General features: G+C 41.2%; 15 protein-coding genes. 12 read left to right on the top strand and 3 right to left on the bottom strand.

What is annotated here, in order from left to right; genetic code table 11:
• Nucleotides 1-54: 54 nt before the first annotated feature.
• From ACGLYD_RS13470 to ACGLYD_RS13440, 7 genes are all read left to right on the top strand, one after another.
• A complete protein-coding gene (locus ACGLYD_RS13470) occupies nt 55-1,107 on the top strand; it encodes a M42 family metallopeptidase (RefSeq protein ID WP_338655682.1) in 1,053 nt (350 codons plus the stop codon).
• Nucleotides 1,108-1,120: 13 nt separating this feature from the next.
• Complete coding sequence (locus tag ACGLYD_RS13465; protein ID WP_340740473.1) at nt 1,121-2,611, top strand: UDP-N-acetylmuramoyl-L-alanyl-D-glutamate--2,6-diaminopimelate ligase; 1,491 nt, start codon at nt 1,121-1,123, stop codon at nt 2,609-2,611.
• A 198-nt stretch (nt 2,612-2,809) separates the two neighbouring features.
• Nucleotides 2,810-4,384 (top strand): peptide chain release factor 3, encoded by a 1,575-nt coding sequence (locus tag ACGLYD_RS13460; protein ID WP_067211702.1) that lies wholly within the window; start codon nt 2,810-2,812, stop codon nt 4,382-4,384.
• Between the two features lie 384 nt (nt 4,385-4,768).
• Nucleotides 4,769-7,834, top strand: a complete 3,066-nt coding sequence (locus ACGLYD_RS13455; protein ID WP_338655690.1) for an efflux RND transporter permease subunit — start codon at nt 4,769-4,771, stop codon at nt 7,832-7,834.
• A gap of 772 nt (nt 7,835-8,606) precedes the next feature.
• Nucleotides 8,607-9,695 (top strand): SDR family oxidoreductase, encoded by a 1,089-nt coding sequence (locus ACGLYD_RS13450; RefSeq protein ID WP_399628417.1) that lies wholly within the window; start codon nt 8,607-8,609, stop codon nt 9,693-9,695.
• 244 nt (nt 9,696-9,939) lie between these two features.
• Complete coding sequence (locus ACGLYD_RS13445; RefSeq protein ID WP_338655694.1) at nt 9,940-10,695, top strand: TerC family protein; 756 nt, start codon at nt 9,940-9,942, stop codon at nt 10,693-10,695.
• Nucleotides 10,696-10,823: 128 nt separating this feature from the next.
• Complete coding sequence (locus ACGLYD_RS13440) at nt 10,824-12,173, top strand: TrkH family potassium uptake protein (RefSeq protein ID WP_067214027.1); 1,350 nt, start codon at nt 10,824-10,826, stop codon at nt 12,171-12,173.
• Between the two features lie 171 nt (nt 12,174-12,344).
• Here ACGLYD_RS13440 and ACGLYD_RS13435 read toward each other — a convergent pair whose 3' ends face one another.
• Nucleotides 12,345-14,105 (bottom strand): B12-binding domain-containing radical SAM protein, encoded by a 1,761-nt coding sequence (locus tag ACGLYD_RS13435; protein ID WP_340740470.1) that lies wholly within the window; start codon nt 14,103-14,105, stop codon nt 12,345-12,347.
• Between the two features lie 192 nt (nt 14,106-14,297).
• Between ACGLYD_RS13435 and ACGLYD_RS13430 the strand changes: the two genes are divergently transcribed.
• Both ACGLYD_RS13430 and ACGLYD_RS13425 read left to right on the top strand, forming a co-directional pair.
• A complete protein-coding gene (locus ACGLYD_RS13430; protein ID WP_399628414.1) occupies nt 14,298-15,731 on the top strand; it encodes an ATP-binding protein in 1,434 nt (477 codons plus the stop codon).
• 98 nt (nt 15,732-15,829) lie between these two features.
• Entirely contained in the window at nt 15,830-16,273 is a 444-nt protein-coding gene (locus ACGLYD_RS13425) for a MarR family winged helix-turn-helix transcriptional regulator (protein WP_067211682.1), read from the top strand.
• A gap of 177 nt (nt 16,274-16,450) precedes the next feature.
• Here the strand turns inward: ACGLYD_RS13425 and ACGLYD_RS13420 are convergent, their stop codons facing one another.
• Nucleotides 16,451-17,086 carry a hypothetical protein gene (locus tag ACGLYD_RS13420; RefSeq protein WP_399628411.1) on the bottom strand — a complete coding sequence of 212 codons (636 nt, stop codon included), beginning with the start codon at nt 17,084-17,086 and terminating at the stop codon, nt 16,451-16,453.
• Between the two features lie 336 nt (nt 17,087-17,422).
• Here ACGLYD_RS13420 and ACGLYD_RS13415 point away from each other — a divergent pair, with 336 nt between their 5' ends.
• The 3 genes from ACGLYD_RS13415 to ACGLYD_RS13405 all read left to right on the top strand — a co-directional run bounded on the left by ACGLYD_RS13415 (nt 17,423) and on the right by ACGLYD_RS13405 (nt 19,441).
• Nucleotides 17,423-17,575, top strand: a complete 153-nt coding sequence (locus ACGLYD_RS13415; RefSeq protein ID WP_082786654.1) for an aspartyl-phosphate phosphatase Spo0E family protein — start codon at nt 17,423-17,425, stop codon at nt 17,573-17,575.
• Between the two features lie 357 nt (nt 17,576-17,932).
• Nucleotides 17,933-18,796, top strand: coding sequence for an NAD(P)-dependent oxidoreductase (locus ACGLYD_RS13410; protein ID WP_399628408.1), 864 nt, complete (start codon nt 17,933-17,935; stop codon nt 18,794-18,796).
• A gap of 186 nt (nt 18,797-18,982) precedes the next feature.
• The gene (locus ACGLYD_RS13405; protein WP_399628406.1) at nt 18,983-19,441 is read left to right on the top strand and encodes a chemotaxis protein CheW; all 459 of its coding nucleotides are present in this window, start codon (nt 18,983-18,985) and stop codon (nt 19,439-19,441) included.
• A gap of 159 nt (nt 19,442-19,600) precedes the next feature.
• Here the strand turns inward: ACGLYD_RS13405 and ACGLYD_RS13400 are convergent, their stop codons facing one another.
• Nucleotides 19,601-20,065, bottom strand: a complete 465-nt coding sequence (locus ACGLYD_RS13400) for a YkyB family protein (protein WP_399628403.1) — start codon at nt 20,063-20,065, stop codon at nt 19,601-19,603.
• Nucleotides 20,066-20,271 lie beyond the last annotated feature (206 nt).

Raw genomic sequence — 20,271 nt, 5'->3', positions numbered from 1 at the left:
TTCGACATTGGGATTGAATTACATATTTCGACGCGAGAGAGAGGGGAAATAGAAATGACTACAACATTTGATGAAAAACGTATTGTTAAACTGCTAAAAAGGCTTGTAGAAACACCAAGTCCGTCAGGTTATACGGAAAAAGTGATGAAGTTAATAGCAAAGGAACTTGACGAAATTGGGGTAACACATAAGAAAACAAACAAAGGGGCAATCATTGCAACGATTGAAGGAGTGGATTCAACGCGACATCGTCTGCTTACAGCGCATACCGATACACTTGGGGCGATGGTGAAAGAAGTGAAAAGCAATGGTCGCCTGAAGTTGACAATGATTGGTGGTTTCAATTGGAACGCGGTTGAAGGAGAATACTGCCTCATTCATACGGCGTCAGGGAAAGAAGTCCGAGGAACAATTCTTATGCATCAGACTACAGTTCATGTTTATAAAAACGCAGGGACTGCAGAACGAAGCGTGGAAAATATCGAAGTGCGTATTGACGAGAAAGTAACTGATGCAGCTGGAACACGTGCACTAGGTATTGAAGTGGGCGATTTTGTATCATTTGATCCTCGTTTTGAAGCGACGGACAGCGGTTTCATTAAGTCACGTCATCTTGATGATAAAGCGAGTACTGCGCTGTTGCTTGAACTGATTCGTTCATTGAAAGAAGAAGGAGTCAAACTTCCGCATACGACGCATTTCTATATTTCAAACAATGAAGAAATCGGTTATGGTGGTAACTCTAATATTCCAGTTGAGACTGTTGAGTATATCGCAGTCGATATGGGAGCGATTGGTGACGGGCAAACTTCGGACGAATATACAGTGTCGATTTGTGCGAAAGATTCAAGCGGGCCATATCATTATGCGTTGACACAACATTTGACGGGCCTTTGCAAAGAAGGGTACATTCCGTTCAAACTTGATATTTACCCGTTTTACGGTTCAGACGCATCTGCTGCAATTCGAGCGGGCTTTGACGTGAAACATGCATTATTTGGTCCAGGCATCGAATCATCACATGCATTGGAACGGACACATATTGATTCGCTAAAAGCATCAGCACAACTGCTTCACGCATATGTAACTTCAGCAATGATGGACTGAACGGAGGGGTTTAATGGAAACGGAAAAGTTACTTTCAATGTTACCTGTCAAACGGGTAGCAGGAGTGGTTCCGCCGACTGTGACGGATATCGCGATTGATTCGCGCGCGGTCAATGCAGGAGGAATTTTCGTCTGTATCGAAGGATTTACGGTAGATGGCCATAATTACGTTGGGAAAGCCGTGGACAATGGAGCAAGGGTGATTGTTGCTTCGAAGCAAGTCGATGTCGATTTGGATAAAGTCGCGGTTGTTATGGTCGAAAATACGTCACGGGCTATCAGCTTGTTGGCATCCCGTTTTTACGATTATCCATCGAAGCGGATGACAATGATTGGGGTAACGGGTACGAACGGCAAGACGAGTGTCAGTGGCATCATCCAAGCGATTCTTCAGCGGGCGGGTGAGAAATCTGCCGTTACTGGAACAATCGGTTTCGATTTAGATGGAACCCTTTATGAGACTGAGAACACGACGGCTGATGTACTGACGACACAAGGGATGATTGCCCGTGCGGTGGAAGAAGGATGTACAACAATGACGATGGAAGTATCGTCACATGGTCTAGTGGAAGGTCGTTTGGCTGGTACGGAATTTGATATCGCTGTTTTTACAAATCTAACGCATGATCATCTCGATTATCATGGGACAATGGACAATTATGGTCAGGCGAAAGGATTGTTGTTTTCTCAGCTAGGACAAGACTTGGAAAAGCGTAAATTTGCCGTTGTCAATGCAGACGATGAATGGAGCAACAAGCTACTGGAAATGACTTCTTATCCAGTTTTGACATACGGTATCCAAAATGAAGCCGTTTTTCGTGGATCGGATATTGAGCTACGGGCAAATGGTACGACATTCAGGCTTACTGCGCCCGATGGTGAATTCCGAGTTGACATGAGCCTCATTGGTGAATTCAGTGTCTATAATGCGCTCGCGGTCATCGCTACTTTGTATGCCAAAGGAATGATGACTGAAGATGTTATTAACTATCTAGGGAAGATTTCTGCCGTCAAAGGGCGTATGGAACAAGTACCGACAGAATTGCCGATTACAATGTATGTCGATTATGCGCATTCACCTGATGCTATTGAAAAAGCGATTGATGCAGTTCTTCCTTATAAGAAGGAAGGAAGTCGTCTAATATTCGTCATTGGTACGGGTGGCAACCGTGATCGGATAAAACGTCCGATTATGGCAGATAAAGCATCCGTAGCAGATTATGTAATCTTAACGACGGACGATCCGCGGGACGAGCCGTATGAATCGATACTTGCAGAGTTGGAAGCGGGTATGAAGCATAATCAGTATGCATGTATTGGTGACCGACCGGAAGCAGTGCGCCATGCGATAGCGGTTGCAGAGCGTGATGACATTATCATTTTCGCTGGTAAAGGGCATGAGGATTATCAAATTATCGGCTCTACGAAATACCCACACTCAGACGCGGAGATTGCGCTGGTAGAGGCAGAGAAGAAATTTGGTACAGGATTAGTTGGAAAATGAGTAGAGAGAGTTGTCCTGATTTTGGGATAGCTCTTTTTTTGTGGAATGGATGACATCGTGGTTTTGCTGTTGTTGAAGAGTTTTGGGAATCTGACGTTCAGTTTTACCTGTGCTTCACTAATTCCGATAAAAAATTGTTGAAATCATCCTCCAATGTGTCTATGCTAAGGAAAGCAGAGCAGAAGGAGACAATATACAATGGACAAACCAATACATGAAGAAATTGCATCCCGCCGGACGTTTGCAATTATTTCTCACCCGGATGCCGGGAAAACGACAATCACAGAAAAACTACTCTATTTCGGTGGTGCAATCCGCGATGCCGGAACAGTAAAAGGTAAGAAATCAGGGAAATTCGCAACTTCTGACTGGATGGAAATTGAGAAGCAACGTGGAATTTCGGTAACATCATCCGTCATGCAATTCGATTACGATGGTAAGCGCGTTAACATCTTGGATACACCGGGACACGAAGATTTCAGTGAAGACACATATCGTACACTTATGGCCGTCGATGCGGCTGTCATGATGGTCGATTCAGCAAAAGGAATCGAGCCACAGACGATTAAATTATTCAAAGTATGCCGTATGCGTGGGATCCCAATCTTCACGTTCATTAATAAAATGGACCGTCAAGGGAAAGAACCGCTTGAACTGATGGAAGAATTGGAAGAAGTGCTTGGTATCCAGTCTTACGCGATGAACTGGCCAATTGGAATGGGTAAAGAGTTCCTTGGTATTTACGATCGTTTTAACAACCGTGTTGAACAGGTACGGGTCGACGATGACAAACGTTTTCTTGCGATCAATGAAGACGGAGGGCTTGCAGAACCACATCCAATGATGGAAACATCATATTATAAGCAAGCACTTGAAGACGTTCTACTTCTTAACGAAGCAGGCAATGATTTTGATGAAGAGAAAATAGCAATAGGTGAACTGACACCTGTATTTTTCGGCAGTGCATTGACAAACTTTGGTGTGCAGACATTTTTGGAAACGTTTTTACAGTTTTCACCACCACCACAACCACGAATAACAAAAGATAAAACAGAAATCGATCCGTATTCGGAAGAGTTTTCAGGTTTTATCTTCAAAATTCAAGCGAATATGAATCCGATGCACCGTGATAGAATCGCATTCGTTCGTATTGTTTCAGGTGCATTCGAACGTGGAATGACTGTAACGGTTCCGCGTATTTCCAGGACATTCAAACTGACACAGACAACGCAGTTCCTTGCGGATGATCGTGAAATAGTGGAGGAAGCGGTAGCTGGTGATATTATTGGACTTCACGATACAGGTAACTACCAAATCGGGGATACAGTAATCGGTGGTAAATCAAACTTCCTATTCGATGCGTTACCACAGTTTACACCGGAACTCTTTGTTCGGGTAACAGCGAAAAACGTTATGAAGTCTAAACATTTCCATAAAGGAATTCTTCAGCTTGTGCAAGAGGGAGCAATTCAATATTACCGGACGCTCCATACTGAGGAAGTACTTTTAGGTGCAGTTGGTCAACTTCAATTTGAAGTGTTCGAGCACCGAATGAAGAATGAGTATAACGTCGAAGTGCGCATGGAGCACGTCGGTTCGAAAGTTGCGCGCTGGATTGTCAACGAAGGTGACGTCAAAGAATCGATGGCAGGGCAACGAGCAATGCTTGTAAAAGATCGCCACGACAAACGTGTATTCTTATTTGAAAACGATTTTGCAATGCGTTGGTTCCATGATAAGTATCCGGAAATCGAATTATATAGCCAATTATAATTTAAAAACCCGGCAAGACGGTCTATCCGTCCTGTCGGGTTTTCTTATCATTTACGAACAGTTGAAGGATATTAATTAAGTCCGTTACCAAAGCTTTAGGCGCTCCCGTTTGAAGTCGACACCATGTTTCATTATGATTAATGGAGTGAAGCTTTTTTAAAAGATAAGAAAATACCGATTTTTTCTACTTTGGTCGTTGTCTAGACTCCAGGCGCCAACCACTCTTAGGCTTACAGGATGTGAGTTACGCAGCGGGGAGGGATTGAACTACATACCCCTTGTTGCGACAGGACGTCGCGTTCTTAGACTGACTTCCTTTATCACTTATGCCTGTCGGGGCTAGGCGGCGCCTTCCGCTTTTCCAATAAAGAAAGGAACGTGTCCATGAAAATTAGTGATTTTTCTATAAAAAGGCCCGTATTTACGATTGTTATTATGTTTCTTATCATCATTTTAGGGGCGGTATCATTCTTTCGTATTCCAGTGACGCTAATACCAGAATTGAACCCGCCGATTGCTGTCGTTGTGACAAGTTATCCAGGTGCATCTCCGGCAGAAGTGAGCGAGAAAATAACAAAACCACTCGAAGCGAGTCTTTCGACTGCGCCTGGATTGAAATCAATGCAATCCACCTCGCAGGAGGGCGCCAATTTCATCTTACTTATGTTTGACTGGTCAACGAAAATCGATGATGTCCAGCTCGATATTATGCAAAGGGTAGATCAAATTCCAGTCCCAGAAGGTGCCACAAAACCACGTTTTATGAAATTTGATCCGTCCCAGTTCCCGGTTATTCAATTGTCACTGCGTGCAACTGCGGATGATACAGATATCCGGAAAATTGCGGATCAGCTAGAAACTGAATTACGTCGGACGAAAGGCGTAGCAAGTGTTTCCGTTTCGGGTCAATTGATAGAAGAAGTACAAATCATTATGGATCAGAACAAACTCGTAGCGAATGGCCTTGAACAAGCCGATATCGTCAAGATGATTCAAGCAAACAATGTGTCTATGCCTGGTGAACCAATTAAAACGGTGGATGGCAAGCAACTCACAACCCGTATTGTCAGTACATTAACGACCATATCCGACATTCGGAGTATCGCGATTGGTGCGAATCCGTTAAATGGCGCTACAGTAACAATTGCAGATGTGGCGGATGTTGCACTTGTCGAAGCAGAGTCTGCCACAGAAACGCGTGCAAATGACCAGCAGGCTGTTCTGATGTCCGTGTTGCAAGAATCTGGTGCAAATACAGCGGATGTGTCGACCGCCTTCAAAGAGGCTCTTGACAATCTGTTGGAAAAAGAAGAATTCAAAGGTGTCGAGTCAGATATTTTATTTGACCAAGGGGATTATGTAAAACTCGCCATAGGAAATATTGGACAGTCGCTTATTTTAGGCGGTATTTTCGCAATGCTTGTATTGTTCTTCTTCCTGCGTGGCATAAAAAGTCCAATTATTATTGGTATTGCCATTCCATATTCGGTCATTGTGACATTTGTTCTCATGTATTTTGCTGATTTCTCGCTTAATATTATGACTCTTGGTGCGCTTGCGCTTGGTATAGGGATGCTAGTTGATAACTCGATTGTCGTCATTGAAAATATTGAACGACATCTTGCTATGGGGAAGGATCCGCAAATTGCAGCCTCTGAAGGTTCGAAGGAAATTGGCGGTGCCATTATTGCGTCAACGTTAACAACGCTTGCCGTTTTTGTCCCAGTTATTTTCATCAGCGGATTAATCGGGCAGATTTTCACGGAATTTGCCTTGACAATTTCCTTTAGTTTATTCGCATCACTCGTTGTTGCATTGACGGTTGTACCCATGATGGCGAGCCGTATGCTAAAGAAACCGACGAAAAATATAGCAGCTAGGAGACGCCGCTCAAAAGGATTGAATAACTTTGAAAGATCGGTGAAGTGGGCACTGAAACATCGTTCTGTTGTCCTGTTAACTACACTAATTGTGCTGGTGTTAAGTAGTTTTGCTTTAACTAAGGTCGGAACCGAATTCTTGCCAGCGACTGATGAGGGATTTGTCAGCATTACAGTGAAGTTACCAAACGGTTCATCTTCAGATGCGACAGATGAAGTAGTAAAACGAATTGAAGCGCAATTGAAAGATGAGCATGATGTGGAAGTATACGTTAGTCTTGTTGGTGGAACGCAACAGGATATCGCGCAAGGTACATCTAAAGCTAATATTGCAGAAATATCCGTCAAACTTGTACCGCTTGCGGAAAGGGAACGCTCGATCTTTAAATTCGTAGATGATGTGCAACCCAAAGTATTGAAAACTGTAGGTGACGCTGCCAAAATAGGCTTCGTGATGCAGACAGCAGCGGGTTCAAGTCCGAATACGTTGACATTCTCATTGAAGGATACAGACGAAGAACGTCTGAACGAAGCAGTTACAAACTTGAACAATGAACTGGTCGAACTTGATTCCGTAACGGAAGTGACAAATAATCTTCAAAATACTGTTCAAGAAATCCAAATTGAAGTGGACCGCCAAAAAGCATCTAACAATGGACTGGCGCCTTATCAAATTGCACAAACAGTAAACAGTGTGACTCGTGGTTCATTAGCCACGCAGATTATCGGAAAAAACGACGAAGTGTTCGGTGTCTATGTGAAATACGATAAGAAGTTCCGTAACAGTATGGACCAGTTGAAAAAATTGGAACTCCGTACTCCAACAGGTACATTTGTGAGACTTGGGGAAGTTGCTAAAATCGAAATTGCGGAAGGACCCGTTTCTATCCAACGAGTCGATCAAGCACACTCGGTAACATTTACTATGAAGTATGAATCGTCTCAATCACTTGGTGATATGACGGCTAAAGTGAATGATACAATTGACAGGCTTAAGTTGCCGGAAGAAATTGACCTAACATTTGGCGGTGACAGAGAGTTATTCGAAAGTGCGATTGATGATATGGTCATGGCGATACTACTAGCCGTTGTACTTGTCTACATTGTCATGGCGGCACAGTTCGAATCATTTAAATACCCATTTGTCATTATGTTCTCTGTGCCACTTATGATCATTGGAGTAGGGCTAGGCCTCTTCCTGACAAGTACGCCAATCAGTGTCACAGCAATAATCGGGATTCTCGTCCTCGTTGGTATCGTGGTCAACAACGGGATTGTCCTGGTTGATTATATTAATCAACGAAAAGAAGCGGGACTCAGCTCATATGATGCTATTATTGCCTCGGCCAGGGATCGTTTACGTCCGATCCTAATGACTGCACTGACGACTATTCTTGGCTTATTACCTCTTGCGCTGGGTATTGGTGAAGGAACCGAGATGAATCAGCCGATGGGAATTGCAGTTATCGGTGGATTACTTAGTTCGACCTTGTTCACGTTGTATATTGTACCAATCATTTATAGCTTATTTGATCGACAAACGAGAAAACGTGCAGTCGAAAGTAAATAACCGTAGAGCCTCCCTTTATTGGGAGGTTCTTTTTTCTACTGTTGATAATAAAAGTTGTTAATATGTTGAGATAAAGAATCCCGTTGAATTCGCTAGGACCCCCTTCGATGAGTCTATTCAGATGTGTATTTGTCCAATATATGGTGAGCAGTCCAGCCACATCCTTTTCGGTTGTCTTGTTGTGACTATCTGTCCGCCGCGTACCTACAATGTTCAAGTGAAAAACACAATTGCTTTGGAAAATGAAAGAATAACTACCTTTCTAGAGAGGTTGCAAGTGCCCGAAGATGAAATTTCGGGCACTTCACCGCTTTTAATAAAGCAAAGATCATACAAGTAACAGAGTGAAACTATATAGAAAGTGACACTGACTTACATTTGAAAAGGAAATGCTATAAAGAAGGAGTAAGCAGCCAAAATTGCATCTTTGGCTGCCCCTTGATGGATAGGAAAGTGATTATTTACTCGTTTCCAAAGGCTTCAGCACTTAGTGCACCTGTATCTTTGGAGAGTGGCGGACGAACGGCCACCATACGATTAACGAAAAAGCTGCGTAGGGGCGCGACAAAGTCGAACCTCTACGCAGCAAGCAATCTCGCTAATTGTATAGTAGTCGCTCAGTCCAAAGCGTTCCAAAAGTACATAGGGCATCTAATGTCTTATCACAAAGTAAGTAGTCATAACTATTGCCGTGAAATTAGTTTGGTACTATACAGAATATTCTACTAATAGGATAATTCAAATGTTATACTACAATATAAGGGGGTATTATATGAGAACTCATTTTTTTACCGGCTTTCCTGGATTTATAGCTACGCAATTGATAAAAGAATTGGTACGTGTTGGAGAAGTGAGGAAGGTTTACGTAGTCGTTCAATCTAGCCAAGCTGGTCTCGCAAAGGAAAAAGCTACATCTATTATGAGAGAAATGAATGTTACTTTTCCGTTTGAAATTCTGGTCGGGGATATTACGCAACCAGGACTTGGGATGGCGCAGCAGACGATTAAAGATTTGCACGAGGAAAAGTTAACTGTGTGGCATCTCGCCGCCATATATGATCTCGCGGTAAAAGCTGAAATTGCTCGGGAGGTAAATGTTGAGGGGACGAGACAAGTGATTGAATTTGTCCGGACTCATTCTTCTATTGAGCGGTTCGTGTATTTTAGTACAGCGTATGTTGCAGGAAAACGAGAGGGTAAGTTGCTTGAAACTGAGCTGATTCGTCCGACTTCTTTTAAAAATCATTATGAAGAAACCAAATTTGAAGCGGAACTACTTGTGGAAGAACTGAAGAAGGATGCAGCCGTGACTATTATCCGACCTGGAATTGTACGAGGCCACTCGAAAACTGGGGAGACAATTAAGTTTGACGGGCCATATTTCTTTATGAATATGATCGATAAATTGCGATGGATGCCAATTATTCCTTACGTGGGGAAAACGCAGGCATGCATAAATGTTGTGCCGATTGATTATATAATCGAGGCTTCAGTGTATTTATCTAATCACATAGGAGCTACTGGTAAAACGGTTCATTTAACGGATCCTACACCGCACCCGATTGAAGAGATTTACTGCGCAATGGTCGTTGAATTGACAGGCAAAAAGCCTAAGGGAAGATTGCCGCGGCTTCTTGCAGAAAGAGGCCTTGCCTCAATCCGCTTACAGCGTAGACTAGGCGTTGAGGCGGAAACACTGGGTTATATGATGTGGGATGCCATATTCGATACGACAGTTGCAGAGGAGCTACTGCAAGGAAGCGGCATACACTGTGCTGATTTCCTAGCCTCGATTCCATCCATGACAGCATTTTATGAAAAGAATAAGAAAAATAGCGATTATCATATAAAAATCGGGTAATAATATTTACTTTTTGACCAACTATGGTATAATCAAACAAAAGAACCCGAACTTAATAACTTTTGACTTTATGTCAAGGGGGAGTAGCTATAGGGAAACCTATTTCATAGTCGTCAATACATGGCTTTTGCCATCGGTTATGATAGCTGGATTTTTGCAAAACTAAAATTCCGACTTAGCGAGACCTTTGCCTTTTATTAGGTGAGGGTCTCTTTTATTTTGCAAAAAAATAGGGGGAATCGATTTGGAAGCAATATTATTGGAATACGCATGGGTACTCGTTGTACTTATCGTGCTAGAAGGATTACTGGCAGCAGATAATGCCGTTGTTATGGCGGTCATGGTCAAGCATTTACCGCGTGAACAGCAAAGGAAAGCACTTTTTTACGGTTTATTAGGAGCGTTTGTCTTCCGCTTTGCAGCTTTGTTCATGATCACGTTCCTAGTGAATATTTGGCAAATTCAAGCGCTCGGAGCAATCTACTTATTGTTCATTTCCATTAAGAATATTATGGATCAGCGAAAAGGTGAGGATACACATCCTGATGCTAAAAAACGTAAGCAGTCTGGTTTTTGGATGACTGTTGTGAAAGTCGAACTTGCGGATATCGCATTTGCGCTCGATTCGATGTTGGCGGCGGTTGCACTTGCTGTAACGTTGCCTAAGCTTGGTAACTTCGATATAGGTGGCATTAACGGTGGACAATTCATCGTCATGTTATTGGGTGGTATTATTGGCTTAGTGATCATGCGATTTGCTGCACGTCAATTCGTTGTTCTTTTGCAAAAGTTTCCTACCTTGGAAACAGCAGCATTTCTTATTGTTGGATGGGTCGGTGTCAAATTGGCTGTGCTTACACTGTCACATCCAGGCTTGGGAATCCTCGATGAAAGCTTCCCACATTCAACTTTATGGCAAGTGACATTCTGGATTGTTCTTGTTGGAATAGCGCTAAGTGGCTACTTGGCTGGGGTTAGAAATAACAAAAAGAAAGCATAATATGAAAAGCAGCCATGTGATTGCATGGCTGCTTTTCTATTTTTATCAAATTCGTCCTTTCCTTTTTCATGCGACTTCTCTAAAATAGGTACGACACCATATTATTGGTGAAAGGAACGGTGAACTGGTTGAAATTCAATCGTGAGAATTTACGCAGGTTCACACCTGCACAAGTTATAGTGTTTTATTATTTTCTGGCCATCGCCTTTTCATTACTACTGATGAATTTGCCTGGAGTATACTTGCCTGGAGTAAAGATAAGTTTCATTGACAGCTTGTTTACAGCCGTAAGTGCCGTAAGTGTTACTGGACTGGCGCCCATCAGCATCGGAAGTACTTATTCGGTTTTTGGTATTTGTATGCTTATGCTTGTTTTGCAAATTGGTGGAATTGGAATTATGTCGATAGGGACATTTTTTTGGCTCCTCGTTAAGAAGCGAATTGGTTTGCGAGAAAGGCAACTAATCATGGTCGAACATAATCAATATAACCTTGCAGGGCTTGTTCATCTAATCAAGGAAATCATTAAAATAATATTATTAATTGAAATTATCGGTGGGCTTATATTTACAGCTTATATTATGCGGTTTTATGATACATTTAGCGAAGCACTTCTTAACGGGATGTTCATGTCTGTATCTGCGACAACGAACGCGGGCTTTACTATTGCAGAAACTTCACTCGCGCAGTATTTCAATGATTACTTCGTTCAGACATTAACGATGATTCTAATTATTCTCGGTGCCATCGGTTTTCCGGTTCTTATCGAAGTGAAAAGTTATTTTTCAAAAAAAGTGCCTCATTTTCGTTTTTCTTTATTCACAAAAATAACGACAGCGACATTTGGATTTTTACTTGTTTTCGGGGCAGTTATGATTTTCATTTTGGAATCTATGCATTCGTTCAAAGGGATGGCATGGCATGAGAAACTATTTACGGCGTTATTCCATTCAGTGTCATCCAGATCAGGAGGACTAACAACGTATGATGTGACGAAATTTAGCGAAGCGACGGACATTTTCATCAGTTCGCTGATGTTTATAGGTGCATCGCCAAGTTCGGTAGGCGGCGGAATTCGGACGACGACATTCGCGATTGCAGTGCTGTTTCTTATAAACTTTGCTCGCGGTAATCAAGTCATTAATGTCTTTAAAAGGCAAATAAAACTGATAGATGTGTTCCGTTCTTATGCTGTCATTATTTTGGCGTTGGTGATGGTTATGACCGCACTCCTTATTCTACTTATTACAGAACCTGGTGTGCCGGTCATTGCACTGCTGTTTGAAATAACATCAGCTTTCGGGACATGTGGTATGTCACTTGGTATCACATCGGATCTTTCTGTAACTGGGAAAGTGATTATTATGTTACTAATGTTCATTGGACGGGTCGGGCTTATTTCGTTCCTCTTTACATTAGGAGGAAAAACAAAGAAATTGAAATATCATTACCCGAAAGAAAGGGTTATTATTGGTTAATAAAAAGGCTGTCCCAAGTTTAAATTGGGACAGCCTTTTATAAAAGATAAGAAAGTATATTTTTTTGACTTAGAATAGTATCTAGCTCCAGGCGCAAGCCGCTCGGGTCATAAGCAATCCAGCTATGTGGCAAAGAGCGCCACGTCGCTGGCTCGCTTATGCCTGTTGCGTCTAGAAGGCGCCTTGCGCTTTTCCTGATTGTTCTAGGAACATAAAGAACGGGGTATCATCATGTCTGAAGACGGTGATAAGATAGCCAGCAGCCTTTTGTACAATACCGATTTCTACATCTTCAGGTTGAACAGCAATCGGTGTGATGAACGTTTGCTTACGGATATTTCGGTTATTCAAACGTAAAGAACTGAAACGTTCTCCTAATAAAGTTGGGTTTTCGAGCAATGCCTGTTCGATAGTAGAGCGTTCTTCAACTGGCATATCCTCAATCCACCAAACTTTGCGCGGTTGGAACTTATGGTGTGCAAGGTAATCAATTTTTAGTAGACTGCGTGTGATATCCATATCGGCACGTCCATCTTTCATTAGGAAGTCATTCAAGCGTATGAATAAGTCTTCCAACTGATGTCCGATTCTGGACCAACCTTGATTCTCCCAGTAGGAGCCGAATTGTTGGAAGAAATCGAATGGCGTTTCAAAGACTTCTGATACAAGATATTCCACCGTTCGCGGTAATCGGTTGTCGTTCCAATACTTTTCTAGAACATCCTCGGTCTGTTTGATTCGCAGGATATCATCAAACGTCAATACGTTATTTGAAAATATTTCATAAGGTGCTTCGTCGATAAACTGATAGCCATATTGTTCGGCTTGTATACGTAAGCCAGTTCCACGGAGTAACTTAAGGAAGCCTAGCTGCATCTCTTCTGGCCTCATTGCAAAAACCTCATTGAATGTTTTTCGGAAAGAATTATAATCTTCTTCGGGTAGGCCAGCAATCAAGTCCAAATGTTGGTCAATCTTCCCACCTTCTTTCACCATCATTACGGTACGGGAAAGTTTTTCGAAATTTTGGCGGCGCTGGACTAATTCATTTGTTAAATCGTTTGTTGATTGAACTCCAATTTCAAATCTGAATAGTCCTGCTGGCGCATTATCATTTAGAAATTGGATGACTTCAGGACGCATAATATCTCCCGTTATTTCAAACTGGAACACAGTGCCTGATACATGTTCATCAATCAAGAATTGGAACATTTCCATCGCATAGCTTCTGCTAATATTGAATGTGCGATCGACAAACTTGATTGTTTTTGCACCGTTGGCCATCAAATACCGGATATCCTCCTTAATGGCATCCCGGTTGAAATAGCGGACGCCTACTTCGATAGAGGATAGACAGAATTGACAGGAAAAAGGACAGCCGCGGCTTGTTTCAATATACGTCACTCTTTTGCCCAGCTCGGGTATGTCCTCTGCAAATTGGAAAGGGGAGGGAAGTTCCCGTAAATCTAGTTTGGGCCCAGGCGCCGTAATCTTCAGTTGTTCCCTTTCTCTATAGGCAATCCCTTGGACAGCCGCTATGTCTTCTTTCCCCGCATAGACGTCAAGTAGATGTTTAAATGTTCGTTCTCCTTCTCCGATCACAATGACATCAATTTCGGGTACACGTTCTAACCAATAATCGTAATCGTATGTTACTTCGGGCCCACCGGCGATAATTTTCACGTCAGGTTTTACTTTTTTTAGCATACGCATCACTTTTATTGTTTCTTCAATGTTCCAAATATATAAACTAAAACCGACAACATTCGGCATTTTTTGATATAAATCTGATACAATATTCATGGTCGGATCTTTAATTGTGTACTCTGCAATGACTGGACTGTACTCTGGCATTGCATAAGTTTTTAAGCAGCGAATGGCTAAATTTGTATGGATATATTTTGCGTTTAATGTTGATAGTACAATGTTCATAGCTTTACCCCTTTTCTCTTTAACGTTATTATCAAGTCAAGCATTCCTTTTATTTAGGTAAAAAGGACCATTCCTATCACACCTTAAATATGGAATAATTTGAATAAGCTTATTATTGTATGAATTTAATCTTTCTGCATGAATCAGTGTTATTTTTCATATTGTTTAAAAATGGGATGTGGAGGAATACACTTGAAATATAAAAATATAAAGGTAATGAAGCATATCACTTTTCTATTGGATGATACAATCAGGCCCGGTGCCGTTTTTGATCTTGACGGCAGGCTTTTACATGTAAATAATTCCTTTTGCGAAGAATTCGTCAATGATGGAGAAGAAAATATCAAAGAATTTTTCATTAATCCGACTGTTAATCATTGGGACAATATCTTTAGTAATCTTGGGGAAACTGAGAATAAAACGTTCGAAGTGCATATTCGACTGGTCGGAAATAGAGTAGAGATTGTTAAGATGCATCTTGAGTATTTTGATGATGTTCAACAGGTGATTGCATTATTTGATGTTCCACAAAGTATTGTGGATAAGGCTGATAAAGCCTATATACACGCTTTTCGTAATTCAGATAGCTTCATGGTTGTTATTGATCGTGATGGGATAATCTACGAAGTCAATGATTTGCATACTTCATTTTTTAACTTGCCGAAAGACTATTTTATCGGCAAAACAGTGGGAGCAATCGTTAAATTGTTTCCGGACAACTCTGAGTTAATTTTTAATTATTTTAAAGACGTAAATCTGTATGGATTTGCTGAAATAACAACCAAGTATATAAGAAATGTGAATGATGTCAATTATTATCAGATAACAACATTATACGATAGCGAGTCACAAACGTACTTGGTAAGAATGAATGATCGAACAGAAGAAATGGCCATGGAAAAGCGTTTGGCCCATTCAAACTCATTATCGACGATTGGTGAACTGGCAGCAAGTATAGCGCATGAAATTAGAAATCCCATGACGACTTTGAAAGGGTTTGTCCAGTTACTTAAGATTTCTGCAACTGCGGATACGATGAAATACCTTTCCGTTATCGATGAAGAAATCGATAGGATGGAGTCTATATTGAGCGAAATGCTTATCCTATCAAAGCCTGGATTGAATGAAAAAACGACATTCTCCTTGGGCGTGCTGGTCGCAGATATGATTGAGGTTGTCTATCCAAAAGCCTTGATGGATGGAATTACAATAACACAAAAAGAAAATATACTTAAAGATTCATTGATTGTCGGTGATTCTGATAAAATTAAACAAGTTCTTCTTAATCTGTTCAAAAATGCAATGGAAGCAATGACTCCTGGAGGGAATCTTTCAATTTTTGTAAACCTGGACAGCCCTGGAAAAGTTGTTTTGGGGGTTTCAGATACCGGTAAAGGAATGGATAAACGTCAATTAAAGCAAGTCTTTTTGCCATTCTTCACCACTAAGTCAGATGGGTCGGGACTCGGATTACCATTTGTTTTGAAAAACATCGAAGAACATGGTGGAACGGTTATAGTTGAGAGTGAAGTAGACATTGGAACGACCTTCATCGTAACATTCCCATCGGCAATCGGACATGCCTCGGTGACAGATACAGCTAAAAAAAGAGTGCTCTCTCTGTAAGTAAAGGTACGAAACGTCTTCTTGGTTTTTTGACATGAAGACGTGTTTGCCGTTATAATGAGGGCGACTATTGAGCGTAATTATAGAAGGGGCACTGCATTATGACAAAAGATACAGAACGGGCACTGAAATTATTTATTGTTCTTTCAAGGGCGAGTAAGGTGATTTTGGAAGAAGCGCATAAAACGAGTGAAAAGCATGGGCTTAATCCAACTGAATTCGCCGTTCTTGAATTGCTTCACCACAGGGGGAGACAGCCCATCCAGAAGATTGGGCAGAAAATCTTACTTCGAAGTGGTTCGATGACTTACGTTGTCGATAAGCTTGAAAAAAGAGGGTTATTGGAACGCGTCTTTTGTGAAGAAGATAAGCGGGTGACATATATGTCGATTACTCAGGACGGCGTCAATTTAATGACATCTATCTTCCCGGAGCATGCGAATAATATCGAATCTATCATGTCCTCCCTTTCCACTGAAGAACAAGACCAGGCAATTGAATTAGTGCGGAAATTAGGTCTTTCGGTAAAGAACTTATCGTGAAACGCAGTAACTCGTCTAACGGGTGCTGCGTTTTTTTAGTGCATAGGAATATATATAATTCTTTACCTATGAATTGCCTTTGAAAGGCGATTCCCCCCCGCTGAGACTCGAACGCTTTTGTTACAATTAAAAAGAGCCAAATGGATGGTTATCCATTTGACTCTTGATAGTCGTCCATTATTTAGGAACGATTGTTTCAGCCATACGAAGGAATTGCTCGAAATATTCTTCTTTTGGAGAATCGTAGATTGTAAGTTTAACCACCATATTGTCACGTTCGAAAATAATTCCCGTAATAGATGCAGTTTCAGCTTTTATGGCCAGAACTTTTGCATTTTCAATGCCTTCAGCTATAGGGATTGACTTCTCATCTAGTACTTCAATTGGAGCGCTACCATCCCCTGATGCTTCAAGTACAGAAATCATGTTTTCGGCTAAGTAGTCATATGTGCCGTCTTCCTTAGCTACCGTCTCGATGCGCATAAACACTGCTTCATTGTCTGCTGAAATTAGGCTGTCCTTACCAGGTTCTTCGCTTAATAATGAATAGTCAGGCAGTACAGAAATAGCGTAACTTTGTTCATCGCTTTCCATTAGGTCTGCATTTTTCATTATGTCCTCTTGAACTTCATCAACCTCATCAACTTCTGTATCCGGTTCCTTGCCTTCAGTGACTGTTTCTTTGTCTACGTTTTCAACCACATCCGCTGATCCATTTGTACTTTCTGGTTCCTTGTCGGTACTTGTACCACAAGCGGTAAGTAATAAAGTGGTCGCGATTGCTGCGTATAAAAGACTCCATCTGCTTTTCATCGTAAACCCCTCCTTGGTTAAATTTGACGTCTGAGACGCCGTAATGTTTCATTATATATAAGTTGAATAAATGAATGCCTATATAAACTGAGTGAAGGCGCCTTACAAGAGATAGCCTCCCGCCGTAGCCAATTCAATGGGATTCTTTATTACAACAGATATAGAACTTAGTTTATTGAATCTTTTATAGTGTGCCTTAAAATTAGTATAACGTAAAGTCTTTTCTATTGCTGACCATTTGAAGTTGTCGGAATATGTCGTAAGTTAAACCACTTATTATGAGAGTATTCCTGTATAATAAAAGTTAGCTATGTGTTAATCCATGGAGGGATTATTTTGGAGTGGACTTTAGAAGAAGAAATTGAATTATTACGCGAAGAGATGATGAAAGCAGCGACTGAAAAAGGACTGACTGCTGCTGAAACGATAGAATTCAGCAGAAGGCTTGATAATCTCATGGATCAATACGCAGGGCTAAAAAAAGGCTGATAACGAAGTAATAGGGTATTGCTCCTATTACTATCTTTGAAGAAGGAAGCCACTTATAGAATTGCTCAAAAAAACAAGGAAAATATTTTGCGAACAATGTTTAATAATCAAGAAAAGAGGGGAAATTAAGATAGAACACAGCAACATTCTCATTTCCCCCTTTTGAGGGCGGATCCCTATTACAGGGTTCCGTCCTCCTTTTTTTGATCAAAAATAGAAATGAATGATGGAAAAATACAAATACTTTGGTAGGATAAAAGATAATACGATTTTCAACCTCATTCAGCTGGGGCTAAGCCCTGCCGGATGAAGGCAATTTAAGTACGCCGATGTGCATTTGATAAAGGGGGAATTGAAATGGAAGTCAAAAAGATCGCATTTCTTGGGACAGGTGTTATGGGTGTAAGCGTCGTTAACCACCTTTTAGACAGTAATTATGAAGTGGCCATATATACACGCACAAAAGAAAAGGCAAGGACTCTAATAGATGCAGGTGCTGTTTGGATGGATACAGTTGCTGCAGCGGTGAAGGATGCGGAATTAGTTTTCACGATGCTAGGTTATCCGGGGGATGTTGAAGAAGTTTACTTTGGAGAGGGTGGTATTTTCTCAACTGGTAAGGCAGGTCAGATTCTCATTGATATGACGACTTCTAGCCCAGCACTGGCGATACGTATTGCGAATGCTGGTGCTAAGTTGCAGATGGCGACAATTGACGCACCCGTTTCTGGGGGAGACATTGGCGCGAAGAATGGGACGTTGTCAATTATGTGTGGCGGCGAAGAAGAAGTATTCAATGCCATTACACCGGTTTTAGCGGTTTTTGGAAAACAAATTGTTTATCAGGGTCTGGCAGGCTCCGGGCAGCATGCAAAAATGTGCAATCAAATTGCCATCGCGACGAATATGATTGGGGTTTGCGAAGCGCTGGTCTATGCTGAAAAAGCAGGGTTGGATCCTGAAACTGTGCTGAAGTCTATATCGACAGGTGCGGCAGGCTCATGGTCATTGTCGAATTTGGCACCGCGAATGTTAGATGGGGATTTTGAACCTGGATTTTATGTTAAGCATTTCATGAAAGATATAAACATCGCGCTAGCAGAAGCTGAAGCGATGAACCTATCACTTCCAGGTCTACAACTTGCAAGTGAAATGTATAAGAAACTTGTTGAAAAAGGATTTGGCGACCAAGGGACACAAGTCCTGTATAAAAGTTATTAATAAAGCTAAATAATTATAGAAATAAGCCGAAAATAGAAGTAAGTGTTCAATTAAATTAATTAAGTGCTATATATGTTGACCAGATGAATACCTAAATAAACCGAGCGAAGGAGCCTTACAAAGGGTAGCCGAAGTGGATTCAATGGGATATTTATATACTATTATTAAAATGTAGGAGCTGAGTAGGTGAATACAATCAAATCGGATGTAGTAACATATGAAGTCTTTGAATTTGTAGAGTTTCAAGTAGGAAATAGTAATTTTGGACTTGGCATTCAGCATGTACGTGAAATTATTCAACCCGTTCCGGTTACTGTATTACCGCATTCACACCCGTATATTGAAGGAATCATACAATTACGAGGAGAAGTACTTCCTGTCATCGATTTGAAGAAAGTAACAGGAAATGCAACTATCAATAATAGTGATGAATCCAAATATATCGTCGCTGAATTCGACGGGACAACAGTGGTCTTAGATGTGACGGCTGTTACCCAAATCCAGCGTATCAATTTTACGGATATTGAACCTGCTTCCGATATGTATACGGGAAATAAAGTACCTGTTTCCGGAGTTATCAAGCGTGATAACGGAATGATTCTTCTCGTTGATTTTGAAAAAGTAATCGCGGAGCAAATTAAGTAATATAAGAAAAAACGGGCTATTCCCGCTGGTAGCCAGCAGGAATAGCCCGTTTTTTTAAAATAAGAAAGTATAAGTTTATCACCAAGAGCGGTACTCGAGCGACTTTCTTATTGTCTAGACTCCAGCGCTTGTCGGGGCTACCAAGGCGCTTGCGCTTTTCTATTTACCATCCAAATAAGATGAACGGAAATTTTGTGAATCCTGAATGCTATGAATAGACTTTTTTTGTAGTGTTTTTTTCTTCTCGGGTATTATCGGGTGTGTGGGCCCCACATATTTGGAAAGAAGCTCGCGCGCTGTTTTCAAGCTCATCCGTTCTTGAGGGTTGCGAGAAGTTGGATCTTGTTGTCCGAGGTGTGGAAGAGTATTAAAGTCTTCTTTTTCTGGGATTGTATGAAAGAGGAATTCGTCACATCGGACGAGGACCGTGGAGTGTTGCTTGCTGAATTTTGGATTGTCGACAAAATGCAATCCGATTTTTTCGGCAATGCCCGAACTAAGCAGCTTGTCTATCGCCATCTTTTTTAAGGCGTAAAGTTGTCTATTGTCAGGTGCTGTTTTGGCATGTCGATTTACCGTGTAGATGGCAATTGCCAATTGACGGATGGAATGCTTGTTTTTCAAAATTGGCCTCCTTCATTGGCAGATTGAATGGTTACATATATTTCATATAATACCAAGAATGAAAGAATTGTACAACTTCAGATCTAAAAGGTAGTGAAAACACTGATTCTTCCGAAATATGCATTATGCTAATATAATAATTATATTTATTTATTCGATACATACTTTTTCGATATAAGTACAATCTATTTGTGATCAACTATAAA

The sequence above is a fragment of the Sporosarcina sp. SG10008 genome, assembly GCF_044569405.1.
GTDB lineage: Bacteria > Bacillota > Bacilli > Bacillales_A > Planococcaceae > Sporosarcina > Sporosarcina psychrophila.
This window is presented reverse-complemented; position numbering and strand designations above follow the sequence as displayed.